Source organism: Neofamilia massiliensis (assembly GCF_001299475.1).
GTDB classification, from domain to species: Bacteria; Bacillota; Clostridia; order Tissierellales; family Peptoniphilaceae; genus Neofamilia; species Neofamilia massiliensis.
On the sequence record NZ_CYUJ01000002.1, the window covers coordinates 833,836 to 848,843 of the forward strand.

The 15,008-nt window shown below is 27.7% G+C and carries 20 protein-coding genes; all 20 read left to right on the top strand.

Features of this window, described 5'->3' with window-relative positions:
* The 20 genes from BN2667_RS04015 (at window position 1) to BN2667_RS04110 (ending at window position 15,008) form a co-directional block, all read left to right on the top strand.
* Window positions 1-507, top strand: a complete 507-nt coding sequence (locus BN2667_RS04015) for a hypothetical protein (protein ID WP_054252032.1) — start codon at window positions 1-3, stop codon at window positions 505-507.
* Complete coding sequence (locus BN2667_RS04020; RefSeq protein WP_054252033.1) at window positions 504-1,745, top strand: hypothetical protein; 1,242 nt, start codon at window positions 504-506, stop codon at window positions 1,743-1,745. Before BN2667_RS04015 ends, BN2667_RS04020 begins: the two co-directional genes overlap by 4 nt.
* Entirely contained in the window at window positions 1,735-2,175 is a 441-nt protein-coding gene (locus BN2667_RS04025) for a type II secretion system protein (RefSeq protein WP_054252034.1), read from the top strand. Before BN2667_RS04020 ends, BN2667_RS04025 begins: the two co-directional genes overlap by 11 nt.
* A complete protein-coding gene (locus BN2667_RS04030) occupies window positions 2,172-2,501 on the top strand; it encodes a type II secretion system protein (protein WP_054252035.1) in 330 nt (109 codons plus the stop codon). The genes BN2667_RS04025 and BN2667_RS04030 overlap by 4 nt, the downstream gene beginning before the upstream one ends.
* Window positions 2,461-3,015: a PilW family protein gene (locus tag BN2667_RS04035; protein ID WP_054252036.1), complete on the top strand. Its 555-nt coding sequence runs from the start codon at window positions 2,461-2,463 to the stop codon at window positions 3,013-3,015. Before BN2667_RS04030 ends, BN2667_RS04035 begins: the two co-directional genes overlap by 41 nt.
* Entirely contained in the window at window positions 3,008-3,967 is a 960-nt protein-coding gene (locus tag BN2667_RS04040) for a hypothetical protein (protein WP_054252037.1), read from the top strand. The genes BN2667_RS04035 and BN2667_RS04040 overlap by 8 nt, the downstream gene beginning before the upstream one ends.
* A gap of 80 nt (window positions 3,968-4,047) precedes the next feature.
* Window positions 4,048-4,605 carry an elongation factor P gene (gene efp, locus BN2667_RS04045; RefSeq protein WP_054252038.1) on the top strand — a complete coding sequence of 186 codons (558 nt, stop codon included), beginning with the start codon at window positions 4,048-4,050 and terminating at the stop codon, window positions 4,603-4,605.
* Window positions 4,606-4,614: 9 nt separating this feature from the next.
* A complete protein-coding gene (locus BN2667_RS04050) occupies window positions 4,615-4,977 on the top strand; it encodes a CD1247 N-terminal domain-containing protein (RefSeq protein WP_054252039.1) in 363 nt (120 codons plus the stop codon).
* A gap of 1 nt (window position 4,978) precedes the next feature.
* The gene (radA, locus tag BN2667_RS04055; RefSeq protein WP_054252040.1) at window positions 4,979-6,337 is read left to right on the top strand and encodes a DNA repair protein RadA; all 1,359 of its coding nucleotides are present in this window, start codon (window positions 4,979-4,981) and stop codon (window positions 6,335-6,337) included.
* Window positions 6,338-6,364: 27 nt separating this feature from the next.
* Entirely contained in the window at window positions 6,365-7,462 is a 1,098-nt protein-coding gene (locus BN2667_RS04060) for a PIN/TRAM domain-containing protein (RefSeq protein WP_242848707.1), read from the top strand.
* 17 nt (window positions 7,463-7,479) lie between these two features.
* The gene (gene fsa / locus BN2667_RS04065) at window positions 7,480-8,127 is read left to right on the top strand and encodes a fructose-6-phosphate aldolase (protein WP_054252041.1); all 648 of its coding nucleotides are present in this window, start codon (window positions 7,480-7,482) and stop codon (window positions 8,125-8,127) included.
* Window positions 8,128-8,246: 119 nt separating this feature from the next.
* Window positions 8,247-8,615, top strand: a complete 369-nt coding sequence (locus BN2667_RS04070; protein WP_054252042.1) for an Asp23/Gls24 family envelope stress response protein — start codon at window positions 8,247-8,249, stop codon at window positions 8,613-8,615.
* The gene (gene nusB / locus BN2667_RS04075) at window positions 8,615-9,016 is read left to right on the top strand and encodes a transcription antitermination factor NusB (protein WP_054252043.1); all 402 of its coding nucleotides are present in this window, start codon (window positions 8,615-8,617) and stop codon (window positions 9,014-9,016) included. Before BN2667_RS04070 ends, nusB begins: the two co-directional genes overlap by 1 nt.
* A gap of 26 nt (window positions 9,017-9,042) precedes the next feature.
* A complete protein-coding gene (xseA, locus tag BN2667_RS04080) occupies window positions 9,043-10,380 on the top strand; it encodes an exodeoxyribonuclease VII large subunit (protein WP_054252044.1) in 1,338 nt (445 codons plus the stop codon).
* Entirely contained in the window at window positions 10,377-10,598 is a 222-nt protein-coding gene (gene xseB / locus BN2667_RS04085; protein ID WP_054252045.1) for an exodeoxyribonuclease VII small subunit, read from the top strand. Before xseA ends, xseB begins: the two co-directional genes overlap by 4 nt.
* The gene (locus tag BN2667_RS04090) at window positions 10,579-11,412 is read left to right on the top strand and encodes a polyprenyl synthetase family protein (protein WP_054252046.1); all 834 of its coding nucleotides are present in this window, start codon (window positions 10,579-10,581) and stop codon (window positions 11,410-11,412) included. Before xseB ends, BN2667_RS04090 begins: the two co-directional genes overlap by 20 nt.
* A complete protein-coding gene (locus BN2667_RS04095; RefSeq protein ID WP_054252047.1) occupies window positions 11,399-12,196 on the top strand; it encodes a TlyA family RNA methyltransferase in 798 nt (265 codons plus the stop codon). Before BN2667_RS04090 ends, BN2667_RS04095 begins: the two co-directional genes overlap by 14 nt.
* A 4-nt stretch (window positions 12,197-12,200) precedes the next feature.
* Window positions 12,201-13,880 (top strand): DNA repair protein RecN, encoded by a 1,680-nt coding sequence (gene recN / locus BN2667_RS04100; RefSeq protein ID WP_054252048.1) that lies wholly within the window; start codon window positions 12,201-12,203, stop codon window positions 13,878-13,880.
* Entirely contained in the window at window positions 13,877-14,419 is a 543-nt protein-coding gene (locus BN2667_RS04105) for an NUDIX hydrolase (RefSeq protein WP_054252049.1), read from the top strand. Before recN ends, BN2667_RS04105 begins: the two co-directional genes overlap by 4 nt.
* Window positions 14,412-15,008, top strand: coding sequence for a site-2 protease family protein (locus tag BN2667_RS04110; protein WP_075967869.1), 597 nt, complete (start codon window positions 14,412-14,414; stop codon window positions 15,006-15,008). Before BN2667_RS04105 ends, BN2667_RS04110 begins: the two co-directional genes overlap by 8 nt.

Consider the following 15,008-nt stretch of genomic DNA (forward strand, 5'->3'; position numbering starts at 1 on the left):
ATGAAACCAGTAAACTTTATAGAAACAAAAAAAGATAAAAAGGATATTAAAACATTGGTTCTTCTTTTATTGCCTTTGTGCTTATTAGTTGGATTTATTGCATTTGATATTTTTACAAATTTCTCCGATACAAAAAATAAATCTTCAGAACTAATTAGCCTTAAAGAAGCTAATATTTTAGAAACGAAGATTCAAAGTTTTAAAAAAGAAAACCAAGAAATAGATAGCAAAATAAACTTCTACAAGGAGTTAGAGATTGAAAAATCCAAGGATAATGATTTAATAAAGTCTTTAGAAATTTTTTCTGCTAATACAAGTAACAATATTTTTATAAATTCTTTTTCTTCTAGTAATCAAGATATAAATATTACGGGAATTTCTTTAAGTTCCAACTTATTAGATCAGTTTGATCAAGAAATAAAAAAAGAATTAGATTCCTATATTTTAAATGAAGTAAATTTTGAAGATGGATATTATAAATTTTCTTATAGGGGAGAGGTTAAATGAAATTTATTATGGATTTAAGTAAGAGAGAAAAAATACTAATATACATATTAACCCTTCTCTTTATTTTATTTATATATTTAAATTTTTTTAAAGGATCAATTTTAAACACAAAAAATACAGAGGCAGCAAGTTATATTAGTAATGATGATTATGAAATACTCTTAGCTGAGTATGATAAAGAAAAATCTAAGCTAGATAAGAACACTATTTATTTAGAAGAAGTAGAAAGTCAGTACAAAAATTTTGGAAAAAACTTAGATTTAGAAAAAATTAGCCAAGATGGTTCTATTGTTATTAATTCATTTAATATATCAAATGTAATGATGGAAAATAAAGATGATTTAAAAGTTTTTTATATTGATAAAAGTCTTATTATTTCTGATACTTTGGAAAAAATAGAAAATTTTTTAAACTTAATAGTATCAAATAATGAATTATTTCTAAAAGATATTAACTTAAGTAGGATCGATGAAGATATATTTGAAGCTAACATAAAAGTAAGAGAATATACTTTAAGAGAAGTTCCTTACTCTGGAATAAACTATAAACATAACAACAATTCCGAAAATTCACTTGAAAATAAAGAAGGTTCTCTTTTATCAGCTTTATATGGCAAAGAAGAAAAGGAAACTACTATAGATTCTATCAATAACTCAAAAACTACTAGATCTACAAATAATAATAGGGAAGAAGTTGTAAATAGTGAAACTCAAATAATTGAAGATGAAGAAGTTTTTGAAGAAAACATAGAAACTAAAGTTGAAGATAATTTAGCCTATAAGTTCATAGATGAAAATAATGAAAGTTATAATGAAAGATTAAAATTATTAGAAAAACGCTTTTATTTTAATAGTGACTTTATAAATTCAAATATAGAAAATTTATCCGATATTTCAAATATAGATAAACTTAATAAAGAAAATACTAATGAAATACTGGAGTTCGATTTTAGTAATAAACTTATTTTTTCTGATTTTGATATTAAAATTGATTATGATATATATAAAATATCCTTTGAAATAAATGGACCAAAAGATTTAAGTGGAAGCATATATTTTTTAGATGAAAGCATGACCCTATATACTGTTGACTTTTTAAAATTTGCTGATGGTTATGAAAATATTGAAATCTTTCTTGATAAAACTTACAAATATCCATTAAGCTTCCAATCTATAGTTACCGATAATTATAATTGGGAAGATTTGTCTTTTAGGAATTTAGTATTTTATGAAAGCTAGAAAGATTAAGGGACTTATTTTAGTAGAACTAATAATTACCATAGCAATAGTTTCAATACTAACATCATTAGTTTTATTAAATAGTAGAAGTTTTAATAATTATTTAGAAAAACAAGAATTAAAATCTATAGTAATTAGTATAAATCAAACAAAAAACTATGCATTGTCAACAAGGCAGAGACAAAATATAATTTTTACTAATAAAATATTTAAGTCATCAGTTAATAATGAAGAAATTGAATTAAAAAAACTAGAGTTAGTAGAAGCTGAATCTAATACTAAAGAATTTATTTTTACAGAAAATGCCAGGCCAGCCATGGATGATAGTTTAAATCCTACTGCAGGAACTTTAGTTTTTAAAGGTAAGGACAAGTCATATAAAATAATATTAAGACCTGTAACAGGTAAAATAAGGATTGAAGAAAAATGAAGATAAAATACAAGGGTTTTATTCTTATGGAAATTATAATCTCAACATTTATTGTTTCTTTAATTGCTTTAGGGATAATGGTTAGTTATGTAAATATTAGTAATATTTATAAAAAGACTAATAGCATAGATACAATGACCCGAATAGGCAATGCAGCTATGGAAGAAACCTTAGCAGGAAAAACTTATAATAGTGAAAACGAAAAGTATCAAGTAGATATTACTGAAAATATTTATTCAAACGACTTAAGGAGAATAGAAATTACAGTGCGAAATGAGGAACTCAATGAAGATATTACATTTATTTCCTATAGAAAAAAAGATTAAAGGTTTCACATTAATAGAACTTTTATTTGGGATAGGAATATTATCTATTATTTTTCTTCTAATTTCATCTTTTATATTTTCATCGACTAAGTTGTCTAATAAAATTATAAAATCTAGCAGTTTAGATAGTGAAATTTATTATACTGCAGACTTTATTTTCAATGAAATTGATAAGGCAGATTATATTATAGAAAAAAAATTTACAAATAAAGTTTCTGAAAATCAATTAGGTTTGCTTATAATAAACAAAAATCCTATAGAATATAGCCTTACAAGTTATACTTACGAAGATTCGAGAATTATTAGAAATAATATAAAAAAGAAGAGTATTGATAAAATAAGCTCTTTGGAATTCAATTCGGGGGAGTTTCATACAAATGTTTTAGTTTCAGATATAAAAAACTTCTCGGCTAATTACGACTCTACTAATAAACTTTTAAATTTAGAAATAATAGACAAAACTGATAAAATTTTTAAATATACACATTTTATAAGAGGAGCGATATATGAATAAAAAGTTATCTGCCTACAGCTCAGTCTTACTTCTTATAGTTGTTTTTCTTATGGCTTTTAGTCTTATTCTTATTAATCTTGTAACAAATCAAAATATAATTCTTAAAAAAACAATAATAGATAGTTACCAAAGTAAATACATTGCAGAGTCCTATTTGAATTTATTTTTAACTTCTTTAGAAGATGACACCGATCTTAGCCTAAGTCTTGATAGACTTTCGGTGAACTTATTTCCTGAACTAGACCACCAAAAATCTTTTCAAATATTTCCAGATGAATATTATTTTGATCAGCCAGCTAATAAGGTTTTAATTAAAAGTGACTATAAAAAAATTAAATCCTCTGCAGAAGCATACATTAGTAAGTACAATAAAATCTTTTTTTTGAAAACTAATGTAATCAGGGGTCCTTATTTGGAAGAGAAAAACAATGTTTACTTAGAAATGTTTAAAGAGAAAATAAATTCAGATATTATTTTTGGAGATAATATAAGTGTCTTTGAATTTTCAGAAAATGATATTTTAGTAAGAGATTTGTACAATAAATATTTAATTGGAAGATGGTCTGAAGATGGAGACTTAGTAATTACTGATTCTTTTTCCAATATGTCAGCTTATATAATTAAAAACCAAGTTGAATTAGTTTCTCAATCAGATGGGGGAAAATTCGTTATGGGAGGAATTATTTATTTAGAGGGGACATTAGAATTAAACTCTGATTTTGTTTTTTCTGGAATTATAATATCTGATGGAGGAAAAATTAATACAAATGGCAATAATTTTGATTTTAAAGGAAAATTAATTGAGATTGGTGAAGGAGGATCCTTTTCTAATATAAATGTCGACAATTTAAAAAAAGAAGAACTTTTAAAATTTTTAGAAAAACTTAATGCAGCTAAATTAAGAAGACCCATTAATATTAAGATAAACAATAACATTAAAAGTAATAGCTAATTAAGAAATTTCTGCTTTAAAACTAATGTATTAAAGACCTTAGTATGGTATAATTTATAATATAAACTAGGAGGTAATTTATGATATCAGCAGGAGAATTTAGAAAAGGTATAACATTTGAAATGGATGGTGACATCTACGAAGTTGTTGACTTTCAACACGTTAAACCAGGAAAGGGTGCAGCATTTGTTAGAGCTAAAATCAAATCAATATTAAATGGAACTAACAAAGAAACAACATTTAACCCAACAGAAAGATTTACTAGAGCTATTATTGAAACAAAAGAACTTCAATACTTATATACTGACGGACAATTATATTATTTTATGGATAATGAAACTTATGAACAAATGCCATTTGAACACAGTCAAGTAGAAGATGCTATTATGTGGATCAAAGAAAATGATATGGCTTTAGTTCAATCATATCAAGGTAAACCATTTTCAGTAGCTCCACCTAACTTTGTTGAGTTAGAAGTTACAGAAACAGAACCCGGATTTAAAGGAGATACTACATCAGGAGCTAATAAACCTGCAACTTTAGAAACAGGAGTTACAATTAACGTTCCACTTTTTGTAGAAATTGGTGATGTGCTAAGAATTGATACTAGGTCTGGAGAATACATGTCTAGAGTTTAGGAGGGGACTATGAAAAACTTACTACAAAAGGTTGCCTATTTAAAGGGACTGACAGATGGATTAAATATTAATAAAGATTCAGATGAAGGTAAGGTTTTAATTGAAATTATAAATACTTTAGATAATTTTGCAGATGCTATTGCAGATATTGACTATAGACAAAGTCTAATTGTAGAGGATCTTGATGAAATTGATGATGACCTAGCAGATTTAGAAGACTATGTCTATGATAATGATTTAGACTTTTATGATTATTCAAATTTTAATAATTTAGATTTTGAAGACTTAGACGAAGATACTTTAGAAGACTTTGATTTTTTTGATGAAGAATTAATTACAGATGATGAAGATAATGATAATATAGAAGATTAAAATGGCTAAAAATAAAGTATCATATGTTTGTTCTAACTGCCATTATGAAACAACAGGGTATTTCGGTAAATGCCCTTCATGTGGCAGTTGGGGAACACTTGAAGAAAAAACTTTAGATTCCGATAAAGTAAATACAACGAAAATTATCAATAATAGTACAATATCTAAAAAGTTATCTGAAGTCGATACAAATAATACTAGTAGAATACTTTCTGACATAGGAGAACTTAATAGAGTATTAGGCAATGGAATAGTTAGAGATTCAGTTACCATAGTAACTGCAAAACCTGGTGCAGGTAAGTCGACTTTACTTTTACAATTGTCTAATGATTTGGCTAAAAAAGGCTATAAAGTGCTTTACGCAAGTGGGGAAGAGTCAGAATCTCAGATAAAAAATAGATCAAACAGGATTAATGTAGATGCAGAAAATATTTGGATTATGTCTACAAACTCAATAAACGATATTGAAAATGAAGTGGAAAAAATTGATCCCGATATTTTAATATTTGATTCTATACAAACAATAGTTGCAGATGATTTGCCACAAAAAAGTGGCTCACCCACTCAGATCAATGAAGTATCCAGTAGAATTGTAAGATTGTCTAAGTATAGTAACAAGAAAAGAGCATCTTTTATTGTGGGACAGATGACTAAAGCTGATGAATTAGCTGGTGTTAGAACACTAGAACATTTAGTGGATGCAGTTTTAATATTAGAAGCAACGTCTCTCGATCAAATCAGAACCTTATATAGCAGCAAAAACAGATATGGAGATACTGGAGAATTAGGATTTTTTGAAATGACAGAAGCAGGTTTAATATCAATTGATAACCCTTCTGAATTTTTTGTGTCTAAAGACGACGATGGTTTTGGCAAGGCGCTGACTGTTATTAGACAGGGAAGTAGATTTATTGTTGGAGAGATCGAAGCTTTGGTATCTAAATCATTTTTTCCATATCCACAGAGAATATCTGATGCAACGAGAAAAGATAGTCTTAATATTTTAGCTTCTATTATTGATGAAACAACTAAGCTTTCTTTAGAAGATAAAAACATAATACTAAAAGCAACAGGTGGAATTAAATTAGATGATACTTCTGCCGATTTTGCAATGGCAATGTCAATTATTTCTTCATATCTAAAGAAACCACTCAACAACGACTTGGTTTTCTGCGGTGAATTAGGATTAACTGGAAAAATTAAAAAAGTTCAAAACATAAAGGGAAGAATTAATGAATTATCTAGATTAGGTTATAAAAAAGTAGCTGTATCTCAGGAACAAAAAATTGAAAACAAAAAATCAAATATTGAAATAATATATATTAAAAATATAAGTGAAGCTATAGAAATATTTTTTTAAGCATATAATTATTTAGGAGGTGATAAGATGAATATGAAAAAAATCGGCGAAATAGCATTTAAAGTTTTAATGTTTCTTATAGGTTTTTCCATTGGTTTTGTAATAATGAGTGCATTAATGGAAAATGATGTAATAATTATTACTAATAAATATATAAGAATTACTTTAAAAATTACTGCGTCATTAATTTTAGCAATTATTTCTTTTTTATTATCTGGACGCTTAGGTCAGCTACTTACAAAGTTAGCCAAAGAAATTGAGGTTGAAATTTCTAAAAAACCTTTATATGAAATTATTTTTTCCTCATTGGGACTTGTTATAGGACTTTTAATTGCTTTTTTGCTTACTCAAATGATTTCTATTTGGAATTTGGGAATATTTGGATCTATAATTTCTTTGGCCTTATATATTCTATTTGGATATTTAGGTGTTGCTTTAACTAGTAAAAACAAGGACAACTTATTAAATATGTTTTCTAAAGACCATGAAATTTCTTTGAAAACAAAGTCTATTGGCGATAAAAAAGCTAAAAACTTAGGAAAAAAAGTTTTAGATACTAGTGCAATCATTGATGGTAGGATTTTAGAAATTGCAAAGACAAATTTTTTAGAAGGGCCCTTGGTTTTGCCTATTTTTATATTGGAAGAATTACAACACATTGCTGATAGTTCTGATCCTTTAAAGAGAAATAGAGGTAGAAGAGGACTAGAAGTTATTAATAACTTACAAAATTTAGAAAATATTGAAGTTATTATATTAGATAAAAAGTATCCCGAAATATTAGAAGTAGACTCAAAACTTGTTAAGTTAGCCTTAGACGAAGGGTATAAGATAATTACAAATGACTTTAACCTAAACAAGGTAGCAAAGGTGCAGGGGATAAAAGTTTTAAATATAAATGAGTTAGCAAATGCTTTAAAACCAATTGCAATACCTGGAGAAACTATGTATGTTCAGATTATAAAAGAAGGTCAGGAACAAGGTCAAGGTATAGCCTATTTAGATGATGGGACAATGATAGTAATAGAAAATGGCAAGGACTTAATTGGTCAAGCCAAAGAAGTAATAGTAACAAGTGTATTACAAACAAATGCAGGAAAAATGATTTTTGCAAAAATTAAATAATAATAATGGAGGATTTTATGAAATTTTTTATTGATACTGCAAATATTGATGAAATTAGAGAAGTAAATTCTTGGGGGATAATTGATGGAGTAACAACTAACCCATCTTTAATCGCCAAAGAAGGCAGAAACTTTGAAGAAGTAGTAGAAGAAATTACAAATATTGTAGACGCACCTGTAAGTGCAGAAGTTATTTCTTTAGACGCTGAAGGGATGTTAAAAGAAGCTCGTGAGCTAGCTAAAATTAATAAAAACATAGTAATTAAAATACCTATGTGTAAAGAAGGTTTAAAGGCTACTAAAATGCTAACAGATGAGGGAATTAAAACAAATGTTACACTAATCTTCACTGCTAGCCAAGCTCTTATGGCTGCTAAAGCTGGAGCTACTTATGTAAGTCCATTTTTAGGTAGACTTGATGACATATCAACTGAAGGAATGAGACTAATAGAAGAAATTTCTACTATTTTTGAGAATTATTTAATTGACACTGAAATTATTGCAGCGAGTATTAGACATCCAATGCATGTTGTTGATTGTGCTTTAGTTGGAGCTGATATAGCAACTATTCCATATAAAGTTTTCAATCAAATGCTTAATCATCCTCTTACAGATTCAGGCATTGAAAGATTTTTAAAAGATTGGGAATCAGTAAAAGATAAGTAATAAATTTAAATTTTTACTAGCAAAATAAATTAAAAAAATGAAATGATGTTTTCTAAAGTGAAAATTTCGTTTCGTTTTATTTCAATTTATGCTATAATTTAAATAGATGGAGGATAAAGATGACTAAAGAGATTATAAATGAAATAAATTCTGGCACAATTCACATTACAGAAGATGTTATTGTATCTATTGCTAATGTAGAAGCTAATAACACTGATGGGGTTTGCCCACTTCCAATAAACATGATGGAAAGATTTTCTAACATGTATGCAAATAAAACTGTGGAAGTAAATCTTGATGATTCAAATGTTTACATCACTATGAGAGTTGCAGTTGAATTTGGGAAAAATCTAATAGCTGTAGCTTCCGACATTCAAGAAAAAGTTAAAGAAAAAATTGAAACGATGACAGGACTTAATGTCGTTGAGGTAAATATAATTATAGAACATGTTGCAATCCCTAAAAAGGATAAGGAACAAGTACAATAATGAGTAGAAAAAAAGCAAGAGAGGGATTAGTATTTTTAATGTACCAATCTCTCTTTGATGATCATATTAATGCTGATAAAATAGATTTATTTATTGAAAACTTTGACTATAATAAAGTACAAAGTACCTATATAAATAATGGTTATAATAACATTACTCAGCACATTGAAGAAATAGATAGTGTTATAAGTAAAAACTTAAAGAACTGGTCTATAGAAAGAATGTATAAACTAGATTTATCTATTTTAAGAGTTGCTGTTTATGAAATTCTTTTCGAAGAAGAAACACCTAATGAAGTTGCTGTAAATGAAGCTGTAGAAATTGCAAAAACTTATGGAACGACAGATTCTTCAAAGCTTATAAACGGTATTTTAGGAACAATTTTAAGGAGCAGAAAATAGGCCTGGTTTCCAGGCTTTTTATATTTATGTTGAATTTTAAAGTATCAGAATTAATAAACTACATAAAGGAATTAACTAATAAAGATTTTATTTTAAATCAGCTATATGTTGAGGGTGAAATTTCTAATTTAAATAAACATAGCAATGGAAATGCGTACTTTACTGTAAAAGACGACTATTGTAGGTTGTCATGTGTAATTTATGATTATAAATCACTTGATAATAATGGTTCATTAGAAGATGGAAATCAGGTTAGATTAAAAGGAAAAATAAGTTTAGCTGAAGCTGAATCAACTCTTAGATTACTAGCAACTGAAGTTGAAAGTATTGGTCTAGGAAATATCTATGAACGATTTGAAAAAACAAAAAAAGAACTAGAAGAAAAAGGATATTTTTCTTCTGATCATAAAAAATCTATTCCCAAGTTTTCTAAAAAAATCGGAGTTATTACTTCTTCAGATGGAGCTGCAATTAAAGATATTATTTCAGTTACCAAAAGAAGAAACCCCTATGTAAGTATAGTTTTATATCCAGCTGCCGTTCAAGGTCCTTACTCGGCGAGTTCTTTGATTGAGGGCTTAGATTATTTTTCTGACACCGATGTTGATTTAGTAATTATTGGAAGAGGCGGAGGATCTTATGAAGACTTAGATTCTTTCAACTCAAAAGAATTAGCATTGAAAATATTTAATTTTGATAAACCAATAATTTCAGCAGTGGGTCATGAAATTGATTTTGTAATTTCAGATTTTGTCTCTGACATGAGAGCGCCAACTCCTTCTGCTGCAGCTGAACTTGCTGTATTTAATCATTACGAAGCTATAAAAGAAATAGAAAATAATTTGTCTACTATTTTCAAGTCTTTAGAAAATAAATTTTATAAAGAAAGCACCTTGCTAAAAACTCTAGATACAAGGTTAAAGTTAATTTCCGTTGATAAAATCATAAATAATAAGGCTAGGGATAATCTTGTTTTAATTAATAACACAAAAAACATTGTAAATAATAACATAAAGTTTAAAGAGTCGAATTTAAACTTAATTTATAAAAAAATAAACAAGGATAAATTATTAAAGCTTATATCAGATAATGAAAATAAAATTTTAAGATTAAAAGAGAAATCTTTTAAAAGCATTGACTATAAATACTTAGACATGGAAAGGAAGCTTTTGCTTTTAAAAAGCCGTATGGATAAACTTGATGTAAAGGCCATGCAAAAACAAGGTTATTCTGTAGTTTTAAATTCAGAATTTGATTTAGTTAGAAATATTAATGATGTAGATATTGAGGAAATTATCAATATTCTATTAGAAAATGGAGAAATAAAAGTTAAAGTACTAGAAAAAAAGGAATACCAACTATGAACTATGAAGAAACATTAAAAGAGCTAGAAAATATAATAGAAAAAATGGAAGCCTCAGATATAAAGTTAGATGAAATGATGAAAAATTATAAAAAAGCGTTAGACCTTTATAAGCAGCTTCAAAACTACTTAAATGAATATAAAAGAGAAATTAAACTAGTAACAGAAAATGGACTAGTAGACTTTGACGAGGAAGACAATGCTGAACAAATACAATAATTATCTTGATATAATTAATGATAACATTAACGAAATTATTAACCAGACTAATGTAGATGGAGTAGAACTTTTATATAAGGGTGCGTCTCACCATTTTTCTAAAAGGGGAAAGATGTTAAGGCCTCTAATTATGATTCTTATTAATGAAGATTTAGCTGGAGACTTTGATACAGTCCAAAGATTTGCAACTAGTTTAGAGTTAATTCACAACTATTCTTTAATTCATGATGATCTTCCCGCTATGGACAATGATGATTTCAGAAGAGGTTTGCCAACGGTTCATAAAAAATTTTCAGAAGCTACAGCTGTACTAACTGGAGATTTTTTGCTCACAAAGGCCTTTGAATATGTGACAGATATTAATGAAGGAATTGATGTTAACTACATTAAGGCTATAAATGAATTAGCTAAAAACTCTAATGAACTTGGCATGTTAGGAGGTCAATTTAGAGATCTAAACATGGCTTACTTATCTTCTTTGGAAAATTTATATGCTATGTATGAAGGAAAAACTTCAGCTTTATTTAAATCATCTTTTAAAATTCCTGCTATACTATTGGGTAAGGACCAAGATTTTATTAATAGCCTAGATGAAATTGGCAGACTTTTCGGCCTATATTTTCAAATAAGAGATGATTTAGACGACAGAAAAGAAGACGAATTTATTGGTAAAATTACTATTTTTAAATTTTTGTCTCTAACAGAAGTTGAAAGTTTTCTTGATGAGCTTTATCAATCTTTAATCTTAAATTTAGATAAGCTATCACTATACAAGTCTAAGGAGCTAATTGTAAACTTATATGAAAAAAAATAGAGCAGATGTTTTAGTTTATAAACAAGGACTAGTGGATTCTAGAGAGAAAGCTAAAAGATTAATTATGTCTGGAAATATATATGTCAATGAAGTCAAGGTATTAAAAGCAGGAGAGATGTATGAAGAGGGCACGATTTTTACTTTAAAGGGTGAGAAACCAAGATATGTATCTAGAGGTGGCTTTAAATTAGAAAAAGCTACCAAATCCTTTGAGCTAAATTTAGACGATATGGTTTGTGCTGATTTTGGTGCGTCAACTGGAGGTTTCACTGACTGCATGCTTCAAAATGGTGCAAAAAAAGTTTATGCTATTGACGTTGGCTATGGGCAAATAGACTGGTCTATAAGGTCAAATCCAAAAGTTATTACGATTGAAAGAACCAATATTAGATATTTAGATGAGTCTTTAATTCAAGAAAAATTAAATTTTATTTCAATTGATGTTTCTTTTATTTCTTTAACTTTAATCTTGCCTAAAGCATTTTCGTTAATTGCTGATGATGGAATTATTATAGCTTTAATTAAACCACAATTCGAGGCTGGGAGAGAAGAAGTTGGAAAAAATGGAATAGTCAGAAGTCTTGAAACTAGAGAAAAAACTATAGAAAAAATATATGATTTTGTATTAGATAATTCCTTCACTCCTCTTGACTTAACCTTTTCTCCAATAACAGGAGCAGAAGGCAACCAAGAGTTTCTCATTAAGATATCGAAAGATGGCCAAGTATTTAATAGAGAATCTATAAAAGATATTGTAAAAGAAGGAAATTCTTCGTTAAGGTGATTAGATGCTAAGAGAGTTAAATATAAAAAACTTTGCCCTTGTAGAAGATATGAATATATCATTTGAACCTGGACTTAATGTTATCTTAGGAGAAACAGGCTCAGGTAAATCTAATATTATAGATTCATTATCTATTTTATTAGGAGATAGGGCACAAAAAGATAAAATAAGGCAGGGAACTAATAGAGCATATATTTCAGCTGCTTTTGATATTGATGATAACGAAGAAGTTATTAAAAAATTAAAGGAAAGAAGCATAGAAGTTTGTGATGAGCCATTAATAATTTCTAAGGAAATCTCTTTAAATTCATCTTCTGTGACAAGAATTAATAATATTATTTCTCCAGCTTCTTTTGTAAAAGAACTAGCAGAGCATTTAATTGATATATATGGCCAATTTGAAAATATCAATATTCTTTCAAAATCTATGCAAAGAAACTTTATAGACAGCTTTGCTAATTACAAACATCAAGAAGATTTATTAGAATTTAAAAATTCATATGAGAATTATTTAAAGCTTCAAAGAGATTTAGAAAATTTTAGTAAGTCTCCTGAAGAGATTGGAAGAGACTTAGATTTTCTAAAGTTTCAAATTGATGAGATAAATAATTCAAATGTACTGAGCATTAATGAAGAGGAGCTAGAAGCAAAACTAACTTTGATAGAAAACTCCCAAGAATTAAAAGAAAATGCTTCAAAGATATTAAATTTATTAGATTATGATGATGAAAGCATTTTAACTAATCTTGGAAGAACTATAAGTTTTTCTGAAAAGATTGAAAGCAGAGACGAAAACTTTTTAGAATTAAGAGAAAGATTAAACAGATCTTATATTGAAATAGAGGACATAAAATATGAGATCTCATCATATTTTGAAAGTTTAGATTTTGATGAAGCTGAATATAAGGACTTAGACAATAAAAGATCAATACTTTTTGAAATGAAGAGAAAGTATGGTAACAGTATTCATGATATTAAAAGTTATTTGGAAGATGCCTTACAAAAAGTAAATCAAATTGAAAATTATGAAAAAATTATAGAGGATAAGAAAAATAAACTAAATAATATTGAAATGGATCTTGTAAAGTCTGCCCAAATTATTAGCAAGACAAGAAAAGATATTGCAAATAAATTAAAAGAACAAATAGAAACACAACTTCAAGAATTAGAAATGAAAGACAGTAAGTTTGAAGTTGATTTTAAAGAAATACCTTTATCTAGGGACGGAATAGATGAAATAACTTTTTATATTAGCTTTAATATTAATGAACCACTAAAAGAACTTTCTACAGTAGCCTCAGGTGGTGAAATTTCTAGATTCATGCTAGCTGTAAAAAGTATTGAAGCAAATGTAGATGAAATTCCAACTTTGATATTTGATGAGATTGATAGTGGAATTAGTGGAAATGCTGGCAATATTGTTGGAAAAAAATTAAAAAACTTATCTAACTCCCACCAGCTTTTATGTATATCCCATTTGCCACAAATTATTTCAAAGGGAGATAATCTTTTCCTAGTTTATAAGGAAGTAGATAATGGAAAAATGACTTCTAAAATAAAAAAGCTAACTTATGAAGAGAAGATACAGTCTTTAGCTAAAATTATAGAAGGAGACAACTATAGCAACCATACTTATTTGACTGCTAAAAAAATGATTGATGATAATTTAAGAGGTGCAAAGTGATTAAAGAAGAAGTAACTATTAAATCTGAAAAAATTTATGAAGGTAAAATTTTAAATTTAAGAGTTGATACAATAGAACTACCTGACAAAAGATACAGTAAAAGAGAAGTTGTTGAACACTCTGGCGGCGTTGGAGTAATAGCTATTACTGAAGACGATAAAATAATTTTAGTAAATCAATTTAGAAAGGCAGTAAACAAGGCCTTGCTTGAAATACCTGCAGGAAAGCTAGAAATCAATGAACAGCCAAAAGAAACTGCTATCCGTGAACTAAAAGAAGAAACTGGATATTCCTGTGACGATGCTTCTTTTTTAGCTAATTTCTATCCAACACCAGGTTATTGCAGTGAAAAAATTCATGTTTTTTTTGCCAAAAACTTAAGAGCAGGCCAACAAGACTTAGATGAGCACGAAATTATTGATGTTGTAGAAATTCCATTTGACGAAGCTTATGAAAAAGTTTTAAATGGTGAAATTGTAGATGGTAAAACAATTATTGGAATTTTACTGGCAAAGTTAGAAAGAGATAGAAATGCTTAGTAGGGATATTGAAGATAAAATAATTTATACCCTAGCATTTATTATAGCTGTAGTTTGTCATGAGTTTGCCCATGCTTATTCGGCATATAAACTTGGAGATCCTTCTGCAAAAAATGCAGGAAGGCTAACTTTAAATCCATTTGCCCATATAGATCCTATGGGGCTTGTTTTTATGGTTGTATTTAAATTTGGTTGGGCTAAGGGAGTGCCAGTTAATCCTAATAATTTTAAGAATTATAGAAAAGATAATTTTATTGTCTCCTTTGCGGGCATCTTTACAAATCTATTTATTAGTCTTGTAGCTGCAATAATTTTTAGATTTACTCCAATGAATGCATATTATTTGAATAATTTTTTATTTGTTTTAGCTGCAGTAAATATAATGCTTGGAATCTTTAATTTAGTACCAATTCCTCCTTTAGATGGCTCAAAAATGTTAATGTCCTTTTTGCCATACAAAATAATTAACTACCTGTATAAATATGAATTTATATTCTATATAGTTCTTTTTATTTTGGTTATATCAGGAAAGCTACAAACAGTAATATGGTCGCCAATAATGTTTATAATGAAGTATTTATTCTACTAA